This is a genomic window from Sandaracinaceae bacterium (genome assembly GCA_016706685.1).
Classification (GTDB): Bacteria; Myxococcota_A; Polyangia; order Polyangiales; family Houyiibacteriaceae; genus JADJJE01.
On record JADJJE010000018.1, the window covers coordinates 75,523 to 95,017 of the forward strand.

Consider the following 19,495-nt stretch of genomic DNA (forward strand, 5'->3'; position numbering starts at 1 on the left):
CCGACTCGCGCGTGTCTACCCCCCCGGGGGCTTCAGAGGCCGCTGAGGCGCACCACGAAGCCGTCGTAGATGTCCGGACGTGGGTGCGACGCGCCACGCTGCTGGTTGACCGTGATGTAGGCCGTGCCGTTGCGCACCGGCGTCATGGCCGGGAACCACGGGTAGTCCACGCCCACCAGGCGGCTGAGGTCGATCTTCCCGATGATGGCGTTGCGCTGGTCGAAGATGCGCAGCGCCCGGCAGTTGCCGTCCATCACGCACAGGTTGTCGCCGCACGCGACGGCGCCGTGCACGTGGCAGAAGTGGTCGGGGGCGTTCATCGAGTCGCTGCTGTCACCGAAGGCCGGGCCGCTCGGGCGCCCGTTCACGTCGAAGATGCGCACGAGGTGCGGCGAGCTCGAGGCCGCCGCATGACCGCCCACCAGGATGCGGCGCGCGTCCAAGAAGCTCACCGAGTCGATGCGCTCGAACATGTCGGTGGGCGTCCAGTCCGCCACGGTGCAGCCCGTGTCGGTGAACGTCACGCGCTTGACGGTGTCGATCCACTTGGCGAACCCGTCGCGGCCATTGGGGGAGACGCTGAGGTCGCCCATGGTCTCGCAGTGGTAGTCCACCGTGGTGCCGGTGATACGGTGCGTGCCGCGCATGCTGGACGACACGTAGATGTGGCCCTGTCCGTCGGCGACGATGCCCTTGGGCGCGCCGCCCATGCCTTCGCCCAGCGTCAGGCGGCCGCCCTCGCCGAGGGTGGTGTCCATGGTCAGCACGCAGTCGGCGCCCGGGGTCACGGTGTAGCGCCGCACCTTGGCTTCGTTGTCCAGCAGGTACAGCGAGCCGTCGGTGGCCCACGCCGAGGGGCCGATGGAGAGGAAGCTGTCGTCGCCGATGATGGGCGGGCCGTCCAGGCGGCACACGCTGGCGGTCACGGTGACGGTGCCACCCGTCTGCTGGACGGGGGCCGGCACCACGGCGGTGGTGGTGGTGATCAGCTCGGCCAGCGTGGGAGGCGCAGCCGGAGCGGCAGGCGCGGCCGGGGCCGCCTCGGGCGTGGCCGCCGGGGCAGCGGGGTCAGCCGCAGCCGCGGGAGCGACGGCAGGCGCAACGGGCGGAGCGGCCGGAGGTGCGGGCGGGGCCTCGGGCTCCGAAGAACCACAACCGAGGGCCAGTGCGAGCAAGAGAGATACGGATAGTGACGAAGCGAGCTTCATGGATTCCTCCGCTCGTCGACCGAGATTCGTTCTCACCGACGGCGCGGCGAGCATACCCTAGAGCGAGACCATGCGGCGAGGCAGCTTGCCTGCTATGAGCCGGCCGTGAGTCTCGTCGTCTTCAGTGATGTCTCTTTGCACCTTGGCGGTCGCCCGATCGTCGAGGGGCTGTCCCTGCGTGTTGGTGAGAAGGACCGCATCGGCTTGGTGGGGCCCAACGGCTCCGGCAAGACCACGCTGCTGCGGCTCATCGCCCGCGAGCAGATCCCGGATGGCGGGGCGGTGCACCGCGCCAAGACCATGCGCCTGGGCTACCTGCCGCAGGACGTGCACGTGGAGGGCGGCAAGCCGCTGCTGGCGTTCATCCTGGACAGCATCCCGGGGCGGGCGTCCCTCGACGAAGACCTGGCCACCGCCGAGGCCGACCTCGAGGCGCTGAGCGCCGCAGGCGACCACAGCGAAGCCGCGCAGGAGCTCATGCTGGAGGCTGCCGGGCGCATCGCGGACCTGCACGAGCGCGTCGCCCACTTCGACGGCGAGTACTCGGAGCACCACGCCAAGCGCATCATGGCGGGTCTGGGCTTCAAGGACAGCGACCACGTGCGCGACATGTCCGAGTTCAGCGGTGGCTGGAAGATGCGCGCCGTGCTCTCGTCGCTGCTGTTCCAGCAGCCCGACCTGCTGCTGCTGGACGAGCCCACCAACCACCTCGACATGCCGTCGGTGGCCTGGTTCTCGGGCTTCCTCAAGCGCTACGAGCGCGCCTTCGTGCTCATCAGCCATGACCGCGAGTTCCTCAACGAGCAGATCACCACGGTGGTCAGCTACGAGCCCGAGGGCGTGCGCAGCTATCCGGGGGACTACAACTCCTACAAGCGTCAGCGCGACGAAGAGCGCGTGCTGCTCGAGAACCGCGCGCGCAACCTGGAGCGCGAGCGCGAGCACCTCGAGAAGTTCGTGGACCGCTTCCGCAGCAAGGCCACCAAGGCCGCGCAGGTGCAGAGCCGCGTGAAGAAGCTCGAGAAGATGGAGACCGTGGAGCTGCAGGGCGAGCACGTGTCCATGAGCTTCCGCTTCCCGCCCACCGAGCGCAGCGGCAAGGTGGCGCTCGAGACCAAGGACCTCGGCAAGTCCTACGGCGGCCTCGAGGTGCTGAAGGGCGTGAACCAGCACGTGCAGCGCGGCGAGCGTGTGGCCCTCTTGGGGGTGAACGGCGCCGGCAAGACCACGTTGCTGCGCATGCTGGCGGGCGAGCTCGAGGCCACCTCGGGCAGCTTCGAGTTCGGGCACAACACCAAGATCGGCTACTACGCGCAGCACCACGCCGAGACGCTGCGCCGCGAGGCCACCGTCTACGAAGAGGTGAAGTACTGCGCGAAGGACGCGCCGCACCAGCAGATCCGCTCGGTGCTGGGCGCCATGCTGTTCGGCGAGCGCGAGGTGGACAAGCGCATCGGCGTGCTGTCCGGCGGCGAGCGCGCCCGCGTGGCGCTGGCCCAGCTCATGATCAACCCGGGCAACGTGCTGCTCATGGACGAGCCCACCAACCACTTGGACCTCGTGTCCAGCGAGCGGCTGGCCGAGGCGCTCGACACGTTCGACGGAACGCTGCTGTTCGTCTCGCACAACCGCGGCTTCATCCGGTCGCTGGCCACCACCATCTGGATCGTGGAGGGCGGCAACGTCCTCAAGTACCCGGGCAGCTTCGACGAGTACATGGCCAGCTGCCTGCAGCGTGACCAAGCGCCCGTGGCCGTGAGCGGCGCGCCCGTGCCCGAGAAGAAGGCGCCCGGGAACAGCACACCCAGCAAGGCACCCGTGAAGGTGCCCGTGCAGGCCATGCCCGCCACCAACGGCAAGCGTCCACAGGAGCCCGCGCGCACCGCCGCCCCGGCCGCAGAGCCCGACAAGGGCCGCCGCCGCGAGGACCAGAACGACCGCAAGCGCCGCACGGCTGCACTGCGCCCGCTCGAGAAGCGCGCCGCCGAGCTGGAGAAGCGCGTGGCGGAGCTGGAGCAGAAGCTCGAAGCCGTGAACGCCGAGCTGTCCACCCCCGAGGTCTATGGCGACGCCGCGCGACGGGACACGCTGCTGGGCTCGGTCACGCGCGTGCAGGCCGAACTCGAGGTGGCCATGGAGACCTGGTCCGAGGTGCAAGAGCAGCTCGAGGCCGAGCGCAAGAAGCTCGAAGCGGGCTGAACCGATCGCGCTCCGCTCACGCGGGCGGGAACGAGCAGAAGCCCAGCTGAGCCTCGCACGTGCCGGTGACGCAGAACCCGCAGTCACAGTCCGAGTCCACGTTGCAGCCGCGACGCGCGCAGCCGAGTGCGTCGGCGTCTGGCCGCTCGGGGTCGCACTCGTGGTTCTCGGGGCACGCCAGGTCCAGGAAGAGGCAGCCGTTGCGCTCGCAACGCCCGGTCGCGCTGTCGCAGATCTCACCCTCTTCACAGGCCACGCCGTTGGCTCCGCAGTCGGGCACACAGGTGGTCTCCACGCCACCACAGCAGTCGGGCTGCGCCGAGCGGCACCAGGACCCCGCGCTGCACTCGGTGTCGTCCTCGCAGTCGCGCATGGGCAGCTGACAGATTCCGCAGAACGAGTCGCTGGCTCCGAAGCACTGGGTGCCCCCCAGGCAGTCGGCCGACGTGCGGCACTCGCTCTGCGGCGGCACGATGATGGGCGGCGCGCCACCGCCACCCGCAGGGCGCATCGCACCTCCCTCGCACGTGCGTCCGGCGTCGGGGCCCAGGTCCACGCCGCCCCCGTCCACGAACCCAAAGTCGGGGACATCACCGTCGAACATCACGAACTGATCCGTCGCGCCCCCGTCGCCGCCCAGGCGGTGCGCGTCCGCGCAGCCCATGCCGAGCGCGCCCGCCGTGACGACCCAAGCGACCACCCCAACCACACCCAAGCGAGAGCTCATAGAACCTCCAAAGAAGGACTCCAGTCTGCCATGTCGCGAAAAGAAGCGACAATTGCCAGCTCACCCGCGGCGTGACGCGCCCGCACACTTGGGCCACGCTGCCTGCATCCACCCCGTACGGATGCACGCCATGACCTCGCTCTCGGATCCCCTGACGCTGCCCTGTGGGGCCACCCTCCCGAACCGCATCGCGAAGGCGGCCATGAGCGAGCACCTCGCGTCGTCGCGTCAGGAGCCCACGCGGGCGCTGAACCAGCTGTACGAGCGCTGGTCGCTGGGCGGCACGGGGTTGGTCATCACCGGCAACGTGATGGTGGACGCGCAGCACCTCGAGGCGAAGACCAACGTGGTCATCGCGGGGTCTCCCAACGTCGAGCGCTTCGAGGCCTGGGCGCAGGCGGGCACGCGCGGGGGCAACGCGCTCTTCATGCAGATCAACCACCCCGGCCGGCAGACGCCGCGGCACGTGAACCCCACGCCCATGGCGCCTTCGGCGGTGCCGCCCGTGAACCTCTTCCGCCGCGCCAGCGCCTTCGGGCAGCCGCGCGCCATGACCGAGGCCGACATCCAGCAGACCATCGAGGCCTTCGCGCGGGCGGCGGCGCTGGCCAAGCGCGCGGGCTTCACCGGCGTGCAGGTGCACGGCGCGCACGGCTACCTGGTGAGCCAGTTCCTCTCGCCGCTCACCAACCGGCGCGAAGACGCGTGGGGTGGGTCGCTCGAGAACCGGGCGCGCTTCGGCAGGGCCGTGCTGTCCGCCATCCGGGCCGCCGTGGGCCCCGCGTTCCCGGTGGCCATCAAGCTCAACTCGGCGGACTTCCAGCGCGGCGGCTTCACCGAGGACGAGAGCATCCGCGTGCTGCACATGCTGCAGGCGGACGGTGTAGACCTCGTGGAGATCTCGGGCGGCAGCTACGAGTCGCGCGTGATGCTGGACAAGGTGAACGAGCGCGAGGCGTTCTTCTTGGACTACGCCCGCAAGGCCCGCGCGGCCGTGGACATCCCGCTGATGGTCACGGGCGGCTTCCGCTCGCGCGCCGTCATGGAGCAGGCGCTCTCGAGTGGCGCTCTCGACGTGGTGGGCATCGCGCGGCCCTTCACCCACAACCCCGACCTGGGCCGCGACCTGTGCACGGGGCGCATCACGCGGGCCGAGGACCCGCCGTCCATGCCGGGGCTGTCGCGCCTGGGAGGCACGTCCGAGGCCATGATGAGCGTGGCGCAGATGGCGCTGCTCTCGAAGGGCAAGGACCCCGTCCGTGGCGTTGGGCTGCGGGCGGTCTTCGGCGCGCTGCTGCAGGAGGGTCAGAGCCTGCTCCGGGGGAAGAGCTGACGAGACGCTGAGCCACCATGCGTGACCGCCGCCGAACACCGATGCTTCCCCCCGTGCCCGAGCGCCCGGACGTGCTCGAGACGCTGCGCGGGTTCTTGCTCCGGCCGTTGGACGCGCTCCTGCGCGTGGGAAGCAGCCAGATGGGCGGCCCGAGCCCGCCCGATGAGGGGCTGGCCACCGACACGCCGGCGGGTCTGATGGAGCTGTGGCGCCGCGGCAGCAGCGTGTGGACGCCGTCGCCGCCGAGCGCACAGCTGGACAGCGTGACGGCCGTGGGCCAGTGGACCGAGCTGGTGGCGCAGGTGCCGCCCATGCAGCGCCCGCGCACCGCCCACGTGCGCTTCCTGCTGGCGGGAAGAGAGGTGGGCACGGCGCCCTACCTCGAGGGCGCGCTCTCGTACCTCCCGTTCCAGCCCGACGTGGCGGGCCTGTTCGCGCTCACCTTCGAGCCGCTCGACCGGCGTGGCCGGCCGTTGGGCCTGTCCGATGACGGCCAGTGGCTGCAGGTGGTGTCACCGCGGCCGGTGGTGGCGGTGGACGTGGACCTGCTGTTCTCGGGGGTGCCCGGCGTGGCCGAGTCGCTGCGCGCCGTGGCGGGCGAAGACGGCCTCGGTTGGCAGCTGGTGTACTTGGACCGGAGCCCACAGCCCCGTCGGGCACTCGCGCGGGCGCGCATCGAGGAGTGGCGCCTGCCACGCGCCGCGATGTTGGTGCAGCAAGCCGAGACGGGCCTCGGCAAGCTCGAGCCGGTGCACGAGCCCGCGCTGTTGGAGGCCGAGCTGCGCCGGCTGCGCGCCGATGGGGTCCCGCTGTCGGTGTTCGTTTCGCACGCCGACCTGGTGCCCGCGTGCCTGGCCCGCGAAGTCACGCCCGTGGTGGTGCCGCAGCCTCCTCCGAGGCTGGCAGACCAGCCCGTGCCCTCGTGGCCACCGCGTCGCGCGGGGTCGCTCGGCTTCGACGTGGCCACGCGCAAGCACGTGGAGGCCAGCGCCAAGCGCCACCAGCGGGCGCTCGCGGCGCACTCGGGTGTGCGCTTCCGCCTCGACCAGATGACGCCCAGCGTGGCCGTGGCGGGGCACTCGTTGCGCCTCGAGCTCGACAACCGTGCAGCGCGTGAGGCGGTGTTCGCGGCCATCGACGCGAGCGAGCAGTCCGTGCAGCTGCAGTGCTACATCTTCGAGCCCAGCCGCTTCGCCGAGGACCTGGCCGTGCGGCTCATCCGCTGCGCGCGCCGCGGCGTGCGCGTGTCGCTCCTGGTGGACGCGCTCTACTCGCGCCAGGAGGTGCTGGGCGCGGTCAACCCGTTGCTCGAGGGCCTGGCGCACGAGCCGGGGGTCGACGTCCGCGCCAGCAAGCCCATCCCCACGTTCGGGAGCATGGACGTGCGCACGGTGAAAGAGCGCGACCACCGCAAGCTCATCGTGGTGGACAGCACGCTCGCGTTCGTCTCGGGGCGCAACGTGGGCGACGCCTACTACTCGGGCTTCGATGAGGTGCCCATCGCGGACTTCACGGTGCACGAGCGCATCCCCTGGCTGGACGCGCACCTCGAGCTGCGCGGCCCGGTGGTGAGCGACATCGAGAGCGCCTTCCAGGCCGCGTTCGACGGCGCTGGGGAACACCTCGAGGCGGGCACACGCATCGACGCGGCGAGCCCACCCGCGGTGAGATCCCACAAGAAGGTGCCCAGCACGCTCAAGGCCGGCCGCGACACGTGCCGCTTGGTGCTCCACGATGGGGTCCACGATGCCTACGGCCTCACCGCATACGAGGCCCTGATCGACGTGGCGCAGCGCGAGGTCTACGTGGTGAACGCGTTCCCGGTGTTCAACCGGCTGCGCGACACCATCGCGCGCGCGGTGCGGCGCGGCGTGGCGGTGCACTTGCTCACCGGCTGTGCGCTCACGCGGCGCTCGGACGGCAGCTTCTTCGCGGGGGGGCTGCACCGCGAGCTCTTCGAGTACATGCTGAAGCAGCGCCTGGAGGAGCTGGTGCGCGCCAACGTGCGCGTCTACGAGTACGTCACGCTACCCACGCCCAACATCGTGTCGCTCGGCGGCGTGGTGCGCCCCTACGTGCACGCCAAGATGCTGGCGGTGGACGGCCTGGCGCTCAGCGTGGGCTCCGCCAACCTGGACGCCACAGCCAGCTTCTGGGAGCGCGAGGCCAACATCATCATCGAGGGCGGGAAGGTGCCCGCCGAGGCGCAGCGTCTGCTCGCGGAGCTGTGCGCGCGCAGCCACCCGCTGGACCTCGACTCGAAGGGCTGGCGCGCGGAGTCTGCGCAGCGTGAGCTGGTCTCGCGCCTGTGGCCGACCTCGCTCTACTCGTGACCCACGCAGCTCTGGTGGGCGGCCAGCGCCCAGACCGGGAAGTACGTGCGGTAGAGGTCGTAGTCCACGAGCGCGGTGCGGAAGAACACCCCCACCATGCGCTCGCGCGGCCAGGAGCCGTCGGTGGCTTGGTGGGCTTCGAGGTACGCGGCTGCGCGCTCGCGTGCCTTGTGGGCACAGGCGGAACCGCCCTCTGTCATGGTCAATAACGCCCACGCAGTCTGCACCGAGTGGCCCGTGGGAAGCGGCACGTAGCGGTCTTCGAGGGCGCTCGACTCGTGCTCGCCGAAGCCGCCGTCCTTGCGCTGGTTCGCCATCAAGAACGTGAGCGCACGCACCACGCGTGGGTCGTTGGGCGTGGCGCCCGCAGCGCGCAGTCCACGCACCCCGAAGAGGGTGCCGTAGAGGAAGTGCACGCCCCACGCGCCCGCCCAGGTGCCGTCCGGGCGCTGGCTCGCGCGCAAGAACGCATCCCCGCGGGTGAGCGACTCACGGGCGTCGCGCACCAGGCTGCCATCGAGGGCGAAGCGCGCGTAGCGGGCCAGCGCCTCCATGCACGAGCCGGTGCACTCCACGTACGAAGCCTCCACCATACACTCGAGGAACATCTCGGAGGGGTTCAGCGCCTCGAGCGGCACCTCGGTGCGCCGCGCCTCGTAGCTGCCGAAGCTGCCGTCCGGGTTCTGGCAGCGCAGGATGAAGCGCACCGCGTCGTCCAGCTGGGCGCGCGGTGTGGCCTCCGGGTCGCGCTCCAGCAAGGCGGCCAGCGCCTCGGCCGTGCAGTCGCTCACGGGCCAGCCGTGCTCGCGCGTGGAGAAGCAGAAGCCCCCGCGCGGGTCGGCGCGGTAGTGGTCGGCGTGGGCTCGCAGGCTGGTCCGGATCTGCTGTGCGGCCAGCGTGCTGCGCGCCGCGTCGAGGTCGGCGTCGGTCACGGGCTCCCCCGCGCCCCGTGCGGCGTGCAGGGCGCGCAGCGCGAAGGCGGTGTCCCACGTCAGGCTGCGGGCGCCGGTCACGCGCGCGCCTTCCTCCGGGTCCTCGAACACCCAATGCTCGAGCTGCGCGAACACGCGGTCCACGTCCGGGTCGTTCGGGTTCGTCTGGTGCAGGGCCAGCGCGCCCAACAGGCCGCTCACGGGCGAGAGGCCCAGGTGGTCACTCGAGCGCAGCTCGAAGCGCACATGCTCGCGGAGCTGCGCGCGCAGCGTGGCGAAGTGGTGCGGCTTGGTGACGCGCTCGGACAGCGCGAAGGCACGGTAGGCGGCGCGCAGCACGGGGTGCTCGCTGGCCACGCGGTCGAGCGGGCTCACCTCGGAGCGCATCGCGGCGAAGGGCAGGCTCGCGTAGTCACGCCCGGGATACAGCTCGGCGCGCAGCTCACGGGTCAGGGCCCCGGCGCCCGGCTGCGGCTCCTCGCTGCGCAGGAGCGACACGCCCAGGTAGATCATGCGCGTGTGGCAGTAGAGCCGCCCCGGGTGCACCGGCAGCGCGCGCGGCAGGGCCCACACCCACACGGGCATGGGGTGCACGCCTTCCCAGGCGTACACGTCCAGCAGCGCGAGCCACACCCGGCCCCACGTCGGGATCGTCAGCACGTCGTGCTCGGCGAACAGCTTCCGGCAGGGCGCGAGCCACGGCGTGCTGGCGGGCGCACCGAGGCAGCGGGCCGCCACGTACACCAGCGTGGACACGAACAGCGAGGGGCCCGCGTGGTCGTGCAGCCCATACAGCCCGTGCTCGCCCCGGCTGCGCTCGAAGTAGCGCAGCAGGCTGCGCCGCCGAGCCTCGGGGATGGCCCGACCTGTGAGCACGTGCGCAATCACGTACTGCGCCGTGAGCATGGCGCACCAGCGCATCTCGGCCTCGTATTCGCCCTGGCGTCCGCGCGCCAGCAGGGCCTGCACACCACGCTCGAGGGCGCTGGACTCCACGGCACGCTCGGGCGCTGCGCGGCGCGGCTGCGGGGACGTCTCCATCACGCCTCCGCCGCGATCAGGCGCTCGGCGGCGTCGCGCCGGATCTCACCGCGCTCCACCATGAGCGAGGCGATGCGCTCCACCGCGTGGTCCGGCGCGCCCGCCGAGATGGCGATGCTGCGCGCGTGCAGCCGCATGTGCCCGCGCTGGATGCCCACGGTGGCGAGCGCCCGCAGCGCCCCCAGGTTCTGGGCCAGCCCCACCGCGGCCATGACCCCTGCCAGCTCGCGCGCGTCGCTCACGCCCAGCACCTTGCGCAGCGCCGCCACCGTGGGGTGCACCAGCGTGCTGCCGCCCACGTTGCCCACCGCCATGGGCAGCTCGATCTCGCAGCGCAGCAACCCGTCGGCTCGCGAGAAGCGAGACAGAGGACGATACGCGCCGCTCTGCGCCGCGTAGGCGTGCGCGCCGGCCTCCACGCTGCGCCAGTCGTTGCCGGTGGCGATGGCCACCGCGTCCACCCCGTTCATCACGCCCTTGTTGTGCGTGGCAGCGCGATACGGGTCCACGGCGGCCAGCGCGTAGGCGTGCACGATGCGCTCGGCCACCTCGGGGCCCGACATTTCACCGTCGGCGAGCCGCGCCTCCGGGATGGCACAGCGCGCCCGCGCCAAGCGCCGGTCCGCCAGGTTGGACAGGATGCGAAGCACGGCGTTGCCGCCTGTGAGCTCTTCGAGGCTGGGTGCGATGCCCTCCGCCATGGAGTTGATGGCGTTGGCACCCATGGCCTCGCCGCAGTCGATGACCAGGTGCACCACCAGCATGGGCGTGGGCTCGTGGAACACGTGCACCTCGAGCTCGCGGGCTCCCTGGTGGCGGGAGCGCATCCCGGGCTGCAGCGCGTTGGCCACGTGCAGGAGGCGCTCGCGGGCCGCCAGCACCCGCGCCCGGCCCGCCTCGAGGTCGGGCACGTCCACCAGCTGCACCTGGCCAATCATCAGCGCCGGATCGGCGTCCGCTTCGAACCCACCGGCCTCGCGCACCAGCAGCGCCGTGTTGCTCACGGCGGCCACCACGGACGGCTCCTCCACCACCATGGGCACCGCGTAGTCCTGCCCGTTGATGCGGAAGTTCAGACCCAGACCAATGGGCAGGCTGAACGTGCCGATGCAGTTCTCCACCATCTTGTCCGCGCGCGTGAGCGCCAGGCCCCCTTGCGGCGACAGCGCGGCCAGCTCGTCGCCGTTCAGATCGAAGCGCTCGGCCAGGCGGGCGTGCCGGAGCGGCATGGGCAAGCGGTAGAAGCCGGGGATGCGGGAACGGTCAGACATGGTCACCTCGCTCGAGAGTCTCGGGGGATCGAAGAGGGCGCGCGGGCAGCGTGGGCTGCCACAGCGACGCGTACGCCGTGCGCAGCAGCTCGTCCGACGTGGCCAGCGCGAGGCAGTCCGCTGCCAGTTGCTCCACCTCGGCGCGCGGGATCTTCACGGGCCGGCCCGGCGTGAACACGTCGTCGTTGTCGCGCGCCAGCATGAGCGTGCGGGCCGCCATGAACACGGGCAGCAGGCAGAACAGGCGCACACCCAAGTGCTCTGCGGGGATCGCCAGCGTGTACTCGAGGGCCTCGTCCAGCTTCGCGCGGGCCAGATCGAACAGCGGCGCGATGCTGCGGTGCGCGGCCAGCCGGCGGCGCTCGTCCAGGAGGCCGGCCAGGGTGAGCTCGTCGAGATCCGTCAGCTCGCGCGGCACGAAGGCCCAGCCGCGCGCGCGATCGTCGGTCACGTCCTTGAGGATGTTCACCAGCTGGAGCCCGGCGCCGAAGCTCTCGGCGCGGCTGCGCAGGGTCCGCTCGAGTGGCGCCGCCGGGGGCCCCATGTGCGTAAGGAACAGCTCGGTGAGCATGTGCCCCACGGTGCCGGCCACGAAGTAGCAGTAGCGCTCGAGGTCGCTGATGGTGAGGGGCGCGCGCAGCCCGTCGTGACCGGCCTCGCGGTGCGCATAGACGCGCATGCCGCCCACCATCTCGCTCACCCAGCGCCGCACCGTGGTGGCCATGGCCGGCGGCGAGGCGTCCAGCACGCGGATCACACGCGCCAGGCCTGCAGCCAGCTGCAGCTCGGCGTCCGTGCCGGGCCAGCCCAGCAGCTCGCGCTCGAACTCGGTGGCCCGCGCGTGGCCATGGAGCGCAGCGATGAAACGGTCGAAGTGCGCGTCCCGCTCGGCCGCCGTGGCGCCGGGCGCGTCCTCGATGGTGTCGGCCACGCGGCACAGCAGGTAGCCGCAAGTCACCGCCACGCGCAGGGCGGGTGGCAGGGCCGCGATGGGCTGCGCGAAGGAGCGCGAGACGCCCTCGAGCGCGGTCTGGCAGAAGTCCCAGTCGGGGCCGGCGAGCGCGCCGTTGTGGAGCGCGCGCAGGGCAGGGCGCTGCACCCGGGGGGCCGCCTTCACCTGCTCGCTGTAGCGCCGCAGGGCGCGCTCGGCTTCACTCGCCACCGTGGTCTCGTAGGGGAAGGCGCTGGTCAGCAGCCTCGCCACCTGCTCCACAGCCACGCTGTCTGGGCAGCGTGCGTCCAGCAGCGCGTTCAGCACGCGGGCCACGGTGCGGGTGCGCTCCGGGCGCGTCACGCTGGTGCGCGGCGCGTCAGTGAAGGGCACGCCATCCAGGTCCGCCAGCTTCCCCAGCAGCGCGCGCAGCGTGCGGCGCGTTCGTGGCGCCCGCGGCCAGGTCCCCGCGGCCACGGCTCCGGAGATGGACCAGGCCAGCTGCTCGAGCGAGCGTGGGTCGGTGTCCGCCTCCACGTGCGCGCTGCGGCGCGGCGCCGGCATGGACGCCGTGCCCGCCACCGAGAGCGGGTAGCGCGCCCACTCGCGCAGGCCCGCCGCGCGGTGCAGCCGGCGCAGCAGGGCCACGTCGCGCGACCGCGTGGCGTGCTGCAGCGCGCCGCCCGCCACCTTGAGGAACGCGGCCGCGAACGCCGCGGGGCGCTGCTCCTGGCCCGCCAGGATGCGCATGGTGCGCTCGCGCTCGTAGGCGGATCCGCGCCACATGCGCACCATCGCGTCGCGCACGCCGCTGGCGCTCTCGTCGTCGCGCGTGACCACCTCGTAGAGCGCTTGCGAGAGCACCTCGGGGACGCGGCTGCTGCGCGCTCGCGCCGTGGCGTAGCGCGTCACGTCGCCGGTCTCCACCAGCGTGACCGCGTCCAAGATGCCCAGCGTCATGCCGGCCGCCGAGAGCGGGTGCGTGGTGCCCACGGCGTCGCCCACCAGCGCCACGCCGGCTTCGCCATAACAGCTGCGCGGGGTGAGCCGGTTGGCGGCCCAGACCACCTTGCCGTGCTCGAGCCCGTCGCGGAACGCGTGGCGCAGCGTGTCGGGGAGCACCGGCCCGAAGCCGTGCCAGAGCGCCTCGGTGGAGCGCGCCCCGCCACCCACGGGCACGTCCAGGCAGAGGCGCACGCACGCCTCGGACACGCGGTACATCAGCAGCGGCCCGGGCCCGCCCAACATCACGTGCCCGTAGCCCTCGTGCGGCAGCCGCACGCCCGTGAGCAGCACGCCCGCCATGTGCGACACGGCCGCCGGCGCGTGCCGTGGTCCGAAGCAGCTGGCTCGCACGGCGGAGCTGCGTCCGTCGGCGCCCACCACCAGCCCTGCGCGCACCTCGTGGGTGGCGCCCGCCAGCGTGTAGCTCACGGTGCCGTTGGTCAGCGTGCGCAGACGCGCGTGTGGCCGATAGGTCACCCCCGGGGTCACCGCGATGCGCTCGCGCAGGTGGCCGAGCAAGTCCGCGTGCTCCATGGCCAGCGCGCGCTCACCGTCGGCATACGGCAAGAGCACGGGCGCGCCGCCGTCGTCCGAGAAGAACGCAAAGCCGCGGCCCTCGGCGTGCTGTGCCGCGGGCAGGTCCGCGAGCAGCCCGAGGCGCCGCAAATGACTGGCCGCCAGAGGGTGCAGCCACTCGCCGGCCAGGCGCTTCGCGGCGTTGGGTTCGGCCTCCAGCAACAGCACGCTTGCCCCGCGCTCGGCGAAGCCCGCCGCCGCCGCGATGCCGGCCGGGCCTGCGCCCACCACCACCACGTCCACCTCGCGGGTCACGCGCTCACCTCGCTCGCCGCCGCGCGCACGCTGGGCGCACGCAGCGTCACCCCGGGCCGCACGTAGTCGCGCAGCTCACCCGTGATCACGGGCTCGAGCGTGTGCAGCGCCGCCACGTTGCGACACCCCGTCAGCAGCATGACCGCGCGCAGCTCGGCCTCCACGTGCATCAGGTAGCGCAGCGCGCCCTCGCGCCCGCCCTCGCAGAAGGCTTGGTACACCGGCCGCGCGATGCCGGCCGCTTGGGCGCCCAGCGCCAGCGCGCGCGCCACGTCCAGCCCCGAGGCCACGCCGCCCGTGGCGATGGTGGTCATGCCGGCCTCCACGCAGTAGTGCACCGACGCGGCGGTGGGCGTGCCCCACTCCCACAGCGCCTCACCCAGGCGCCGCGCGTCACCTTCGGCGCGCAACGTCTCCACGCCCACCCACGACGTGCCACCCGCGCCCGACGTGTCGGCGTGCAGCACGCCCACCTGCCGCAGACGGCGCGCGCAGCTGCGCCCGATGCCGTTGCCGGTCTCCTTGGCCACCACCGGCACGGGCAGCTCCGCCACCAGCCGCGCAAAGGTCTCGAGCCCGCCGCGAAAGTCGCTGTCCCCCTTCGCCTGAATCAGCTCCATGGCCGGGCTCATGTGCACGCACAGCGCGTCGGCACCCACCTCGTCCACCAGCGCCGCGATGCGCTCGGTGCTCAGGTCACGCGCCTGGATCACCCCCAGGTTGCCCAGCAGCAGCGCGCCCTTTGCCACGTCACGGATGCGGTACGTCACCCCCAGCTCGGGCTCGCGCTCCATGGCTCGCTGGCTGCCGAGCCCAAACGCATAGCCGCGCTCCTCCGCCACGCTGGCCAGCTCGCGGTTGATGGCCGTGGCGTCGGGATGCCCACCCGTCATGGCCGCGATCACCAGCGGCGCGCGCAGCTCCTTGCCCAGCAGCCGCGTGCGCGTGTCGATGGCCGCGAGATCGAGGTCCGGCAGGCTCTCGTGCGGTAGCTTCACGCAGTCGAGCAGCGTGCCCGTCACGCGGTACGCCACGGCGTCCGTCGCACACAGCGCCAGGTGTTCGGCTTTTCGGTTCGAGACGACGGACATGCGGCGCTGCTCCTTCGCGACACGTCATGGCAACGGTCGCGGAGAGCAGCCTGCTGGCTGGGGCGCTCCGCCGCCATGGCCATCGGAGTCGCGCCGGGTGGTCGCCGCGCTCACGACTACCCGGCTGCGGAGCACGAGTAGGTCGGTGGCGACGCCTTCCTCAGCGGAGGAAACGCGACGCCGTCAGGGGCACGTCACCCAGGCCGTGATCGAGTACGACGCGCACAGGTCGCTCGCGGTGATCACCACCTCGTAGTCGATGTCGAAGCCAGCGGGCACCGACCCCGGCACCGTCGTCGTCCCGGTCTCGGAGAACGCCCCCGACCCGTGCGAGGTGGCGGCTCCGTATGCGGGTGACCAGATATTGAAGTTCGCGCCGCCGGTCGTGCCCTCGTGCGTCCACTCGAGGGTCATCGCGCACCCTGCCGCGACGCGCAGGAAGAACCAATCCTCTTCACCCGCCGAGAGCGAGCGATGCCAGGTCGTCGGCTCGTTGCTGAGCGTCCCCCTGACCTCGGACAACCAGGCGTCTGGCTCATAGGTGTCCTGCCGCGCCAACGTGCACGCGTTGCGGATGCACCCGCCTGTCCCGTTGTCGTCGTAGCCGAACTCGCACGCGCCGCAGGTCACCACGCCCGCCGCGCTCTCGCAGGGACGGTGCGCGTCGCAGCCGCCATTGTCGGTCGCGCATTCGTCCACTTCGCACCCGCCCGATCCGTCTTCCTGATAGCCGGCGATGCAGCCGCCGCACGTCGGCACGGCGTCCGCGCTCGTGCAGAGGCGCAGCGCGTCGCAGCCGCCGTTGTCGGTGGCACAGGCGTCGACTTCGCATCCCGTGAGACCGTCGCCGAGGTAGCCGGCAGGACAGTCTCCACAGACGGCCACGCCCTCCTCGTCGGTACAGCTCGTCAATGGGTCGCAGCCACCGTTGTCCCCAGTGCAGGGGTCGACGTAGGCGTCGACCGGCCCGGCATCCGTGCCCGCATCGTCGGTGCCCGCATCGTCCGCGCTCGCGTCGTGGTTGCCGGCGTCCTCCTCCGCGGGGTTGTCGTTGCCGCCGCAACCGAACGCGGCAACGGAGAGTGCGAGGAGAACGAGGAGCTGGCGACAGCGCATCGCGCTTTGTCCCACCACCGCCCCGCTCGACTCAATCGAAAAGCGCTCGCGGGCTACTCCACATCGTGAGTAGCCCGCCAGGGCTGGTCCCAGCCCGTGCGCTCTGCCGCAGCGAGCCGTGCGCTTCCACGCTCGTTCAGAGCGCTTCGGTGAACGCCCGCCCGAACTCGAGCGGCCACGGCCGGTCTCCCGGCTTGGTGGCCGTCGCCGCGCGCAGCAGCTTGGCCATGCTGGCGGGGAACACCTTCAGGCGCTCCGGGTCCTCGAACGGGTCCCTCGTCATGTGCGCGATGATGCGGTCGCGGGTGTTCTCGATCTCGTCGAAGAACGAGCGCCCCGTGGTCACGTTGTAGATGGTGCCGGCCAGCGCGTAGATGTCGGCGCGCGGGTCGAGCTCCACCGGGTCCAGCACCTGGTCGGGCGCGATGTAGCCCGCGGTGCCTGCCACGAAGCGGCCGGCCACGTCGCTCGACACGTGCTGCGCGCGCACCATGCCGAAGTCGATGACCACGGTGGCCAGCGGCGGCACGATGGCCGGGTCGCGGTGCTTCATGGGGTCGAAGCGCTCACCGCGCTGGAGCGGCAGGCGCAGCCAGAGGTTGGCCGGCTTGATGTCGCGGTGCACGAGCCCTGCGCCATGCAGCGCGGCGAGCCCAGCACAGCCACCCAGCACCACGTCGCGCAGCTCGAACAGGCTCATGCGCCGCGCGCTCGAGTACTGCTGGAGGTCCGCGCCAATGAGGTATTCCAGCACCAGGAAGGGCACGCCCTCCGAGACGCCGCGGTCGATGATGTTCGCCACGTTCGGGTGATAGAGCCCGGCCAGCGCCGCGGCCTCCTCCACGAACGACGCCAGGATGCCTGCGCTCTCCGTCTCGGACGCGTTCTGCAGGGCCTCGCGCTTCGGGATCTTGAGCACGAACATACGGTCGGCGCCAGGCTTGCGCACCAGCCACACGGAGCCGATGCCGCCCTCGCCGATGCGCTGGATGAGCTCGTAGCCCTCGATGAAGTGCGGCTCCTTCTTGGGCTTCTGCGGCGGCGGCGGAGGCGTGCGGCGGATGGCGGCCTGGACCGCGGCTTCGAGCAACGCGGACGCGATGGGGCCGAGCGACGCCAACCACACGTCCAGCATGGAGAGCTCGCGGGTGCGGATGGCGCGGGCCACCAGCGTGGCGCGCCGCTTGGCGTTCTCGGCGTGGTCCTTCGAGAAGGCCTCGTCGGCGCCCACGTTCTCCACGCGCAGCGCACGCACGGGGTCGGCCAGGGCGGCCTGCACACGGTCACCCGCGAGCACCAGCTCTTCACACAGCGCCTCCAGCTCGGGCGTGCGGCCGGCCACGGTGCCAAACCGCGAGAGCGCCAGCGACAGCGCGCCGAGCGCGTGCGCCAGCTCGGTGTCGTGGGCCTGCAGCGCCTGGAGCGCGGCGGTGGTGTCAGCGCCCCAGCGGCCCTCTTCTTCGCCCGCCGACAAGATGGTGCGCAGCACCTCGGCCTGGTCGCAGCAGTGCGTGAGCGCCTGCCGGTCCATCATGGGGAGCGCCGTCGCTAGCCGCTCCAGCATCTTGGGGCGGTCGATGACCAGCGCCCACCACGCGGCGAAGGGCCCGAGCCAGGCCACGTCGTCGCCCACGCCGAGCGTGGTGCCGCGGGCGGTGTCCACCAGGCGCCAGAAGATGGCGCTGAGCGCGGTCTCGAGCGAGGCGGGCATGAGGCGGGACTCGTCGGCCAGGCCCTGCAGCTTGCGCAGCCAGAGGCACGTGTCGTGCGCCGCCTGACCCGCACGCGGCCCGAACTTGTCTTCGCCGCAGGCGTCGAGTGCGTAGCCGCCGAGGCGCAGCGCCAGCACCTCGAGGGGCACGTCCACGGCCATGTCCACGCCGTCGTCCTGCCGGCGCTGCTTCACTACGTCCAGGATCTGGGCGGGCGTCCCCGCGATGGTCTGCCAGGTGTCCTCCAGGTTCGGCTCCTGGATGGGCATGGCGTCCGGGCTGGTCGCCAAGAGCGGGCTCCAGATGCGCAGCGCGAACGCGCGCGCGCAGGCCTCGATGGCGTTGATGGCCGCAGCACGCTGGCGCGGGCGGGACTCTTCGAGCGCCGTGCGGCGGGCCTCCTCGAAGGTGGTCGAGATGGAGCTGGCGAAGCGCGCCGCGCGTGCGTCCGCCTCGGGGTCGTCGTACTCGGCGGCCAGGCGCATCAGGTTGTCGAGGCCGATCTCCAGGTCGAGAGGGTCGCGCTCGGCGCTGTCCACGATGTCGGTCACCGCGATGACCTCGATCCAGCGGCGCATCTCCGAGAACTCGCCCGCGCGGACCCGGCGCGCGCGGGTGCGCAGGCGGCGCAGGTGCGGCTCGATCTCGTCGTCCATGGTGCCGCGCCGCCACAGCGTGGCGAGGCCGCGTGCCAGCGCGCGCGCCGTGATGGCCCCGCCGTCGCCGTGATAGACCCGCGCGGCGAGCCGGTCCCAGATGTCGCGGCGCTCGAAGTACAGATACGGCGTGGCGGCGGCCACGGCGGCCAGCACGAACGGGTCTTCGTCCTGCGAGCGCACGATGGCCACCAGCTGGCTGGCCAAGAAGCCCAAGCGGTCCGCGGGCAGTGACGCGAACGCCGTGATGGCGCGCTGGCGCAGCACGGGTGAGTCACCCATGACCCAGTCCAGCAGCATGCCCTGCAGCTCTTCCATGCTGCCCGTCAGGCGCCCGAGCGCGCGCGCCGCGTGGATCCACACCAGCGGCTCCGGGTGCAGCAAGAGCGGCTGCAGCAGCGAGAGCGTCTTGCCCACCAGCTCCTGGCTGGTGTTGGGGGTGACCGCGCACACGCTCACCTCGAGGCAGCGCGCCGCCAGCACGCGCCCGCGCAGGGCACCGTGCGCCGGCTTGCCGATCAGCGCCTCGAAGGCCGCGGGCGAGCGCCACACCCACGCGCCGAACTCGGGCAGCTCGAGCGCGCGCGAGCCGGCCTCCCAGATCAGGATCTCGAGGCGCGAGCGCACCTCGGTGTTCATGGGGTGATCGAGGTCGCTGCCGTCACCCGTCAGCGGCACGCAGGCGAGCGCGTCCAGCAGCGGCCCGCTGACCACTCGCTCACGAGCCGCGCCCGCCACCGCCTGGCGCAGCGCCGCGTCGCCTGCGGCGGCCTCCAGCAACCCGGCCATGTTGGTGTCGCCGCGCCACGCGCTGGACGAGCACCAGGTGAGCAGCACCAGCCCGCCGTGGTTCGCGAACAAGGTGAACAGCGCCACGTCCGCCTCCGGGTGCATGCTGAGCGCAGGCAGCTCCGCCGACACGAGGTCCGCGGCCGCCCGCAGCTCCTTCGGGAGGTCATCCTCCTCCGTGGGGTCTTCGCGCCAGTGGCGGCGCAGCATGGGGTCGAGATCCGGCTGACTCGAGAGGGCCGTGGTGAGCGTAACCAGCGCGTCGTTCAACGGTGAGGAGATCATCGTGGTGCATCAAACTATCGCACTTCGGCCCCACC

Annotated in this window: 11 protein-coding genes; 3 read left to right on the forward strand and 8 right to left on the reverse strand. The window is 72.0% G+C overall.

Annotation, left to right across the window (positions count from 1 at the left end; genetic code table 11):
* Positions 1-32: 32 nt before the first annotated feature.
* Positions 33-1,208, reverse strand: coding sequence for a hypothetical protein (locus IPI43_21980; GenBank protein MBK7776767.1), 1,176 nt, complete (start codon positions 1,206-1,208; stop codon positions 33-35).
* A gap of 105 nt (positions 1,209-1,313) precedes the next feature.
* Here IPI43_21980 and IPI43_21985 point away from each other — a divergent pair, with 105 nt between their 5' ends.
* Complete coding sequence (locus IPI43_21985; protein MBK7776768.1) at positions 1,314-3,407, forward strand: ATP-binding cassette domain-containing protein; 2,094 nt, start codon at positions 1,314-1,316, stop codon at positions 3,405-3,407.
* A gap of 16 nt (positions 3,408-3,423) precedes the next feature.
* Here the strand turns inward: IPI43_21985 and IPI43_21990 are convergent, their stop codons facing one another.
* Positions 3,424-4,134 (reverse strand): hypothetical protein, encoded by a 711-nt coding sequence (locus IPI43_21990; GenBank protein MBK7776769.1) that lies wholly within the window; start codon positions 4,132-4,134, stop codon positions 3,424-3,426.
* Positions 4,135-4,264: 130 nt separating this feature from the next.
* On the opposite strand from IPI43_21990, the gene IPI43_21995 reads away from it, so the two are divergent.
* Together IPI43_21995 and IPI43_22000 are read left to right on the forward strand one after the other, a co-directional pair.
* A complete protein-coding gene (locus IPI43_21995; GenBank protein MBK7776770.1) occupies positions 4,265-5,467 on the forward strand; it encodes an NADH:flavin oxidoreductase/NADH oxidase family protein in 1,203 nt (400 codons plus the stop codon).
* 53 nt (positions 5,468-5,520) lie between these two features.
* Positions 5,521-7,800 carry a phosphatidylserine/phosphatidylglycerophosphate/cardiolipin synthase family protein gene (locus IPI43_22000; protein ID MBK7776771.1) on the forward strand — a complete coding sequence of 760 codons (2,280 nt, stop codon included), beginning with the start codon at positions 5,521-5,523 and terminating at the stop codon, positions 7,798-7,800.
* On the opposite strand, the gene IPI43_22005 is transcribed toward IPI43_22000, so the two are convergent.
* The 6 genes from IPI43_22005 to IPI43_22030 all read right to left on the reverse strand — a co-directional run bounded on the left by IPI43_22005 (position 7,791) and on the right by IPI43_22030 (position 19,460).
* Positions 7,791-9,773 (reverse strand): 2,3-oxidosqualene cyclase, encoded by a 1,983-nt coding sequence (locus IPI43_22005; GenBank protein MBK7776772.1) that lies wholly within the window; start codon positions 9,771-9,773, stop codon positions 7,791-7,793. The genes IPI43_22000 and IPI43_22005 overlap by 10 nt on opposite strands.
* On the reverse strand, positions 9,773-11,044 hold the full coding sequence (locus IPI43_22010) for a hydroxymethylglutaryl-CoA reductase, degradative (protein ID MBK7776773.1): 1,272 nt from the start codon (positions 11,042-11,044) through the stop codon (positions 9,773-9,775). The genes IPI43_22005 and IPI43_22010 overlap by 1 nt, the downstream gene beginning before the upstream one ends.
* Positions 11,037-13,811, reverse strand: coding sequence for a squalene/phytoene synthase family protein (locus tag IPI43_22015; protein ID MBK7776774.1), 2,775 nt, complete (start codon positions 13,809-13,811; stop codon positions 11,037-11,039). The genes IPI43_22010 and IPI43_22015 overlap by 8 nt, the downstream gene beginning before the upstream one ends.
* Positions 13,808-14,902, reverse strand: a complete 1,095-nt coding sequence (locus IPI43_22020) for a type 2 isopentenyl-diphosphate Delta-isomerase (GenBank protein MBK7776775.1) — start codon at positions 14,900-14,902, stop codon at positions 13,808-13,810. The genes IPI43_22015 and IPI43_22020 overlap by 4 nt, the downstream gene beginning before the upstream one ends.
* Positions 14,903-15,085: 183 nt before the next feature.
* A complete protein-coding gene (locus tag IPI43_22025; protein MBK7776776.1) occupies positions 15,086-16,018 on the reverse strand; it encodes a hypothetical protein in 933 nt (310 codons plus the stop codon).
* 136 nt (positions 16,019-16,154) lie between these two features.
* On the reverse strand, positions 16,155-19,460 hold the full coding sequence (locus IPI43_22030; GenBank protein MBK7776777.1) for a serine/threonine protein kinase: 3,306 nt from the start codon (positions 19,458-19,460) through the stop codon (positions 16,155-16,157).
* Positions 19,461-19,495 lie beyond the last annotated feature (35 nt).

What these genes read in the sequence shown, in the direction of transcription:
- IPI43_21980 (MBK7776767.1), bottom strand. Translation starts at nt 1,208, where the DNA reads ATGAAGCTCGCTTCGTCACTATCCGTATCTCTCTTGCTCGCACTGGCC.
- IPI43_21990 (MBK7776769.1), bottom strand. Translation starts at nt 4,134, where the DNA reads ATGAGCTCTCGCTTGGGTGTGGTTGGGGTGGTCGCTTGGGTCGTCACG.
- IPI43_21995 (MBK7776770.1), top strand. Translation starts at nt 4,265, where the DNA reads ATGACCTCGCTCTCGGATCCCCTGACGCTGCCCTGTGGGGCCACCCTC.
- IPI43_22005 (MBK7776772.1), bottom strand. Translation starts at nt 9,773, where the DNA reads ATGGAGACGTCCCCGCAGCCGCGCCGCGCAGCGCCCGAGCGTGCCGTG.
- IPI43_22010 (MBK7776773.1), bottom strand. Translation starts at nt 11,044, where the DNA reads ATGTCTGACCGTTCCCGCATCCCCGGCTTCTACCGCTTGCCCATGCCG.
- IPI43_22020 (MBK7776775.1), bottom strand. Translation starts at nt 14,902, where the DNA reads ATGTCCGTCGTCTCGAACCGAAAAGCCGAACACCTGGCGCTGTGTGCG.
- IPI43_22025 (MBK7776776.1), bottom strand. Translation starts at nt 16,018, where the DNA reads ATGCGCTGTCGCCAGCTCCTCGTTCTCCTCGCACTCTCCGTTGCCGCG.
- IPI43_22030 (MBK7776777.1), bottom strand. Translation starts at nt 19,460, where the DNA reads ATGATCTCCTCACCGTTGAACGACGCGCTGGTTACGCTCACCACGGCC.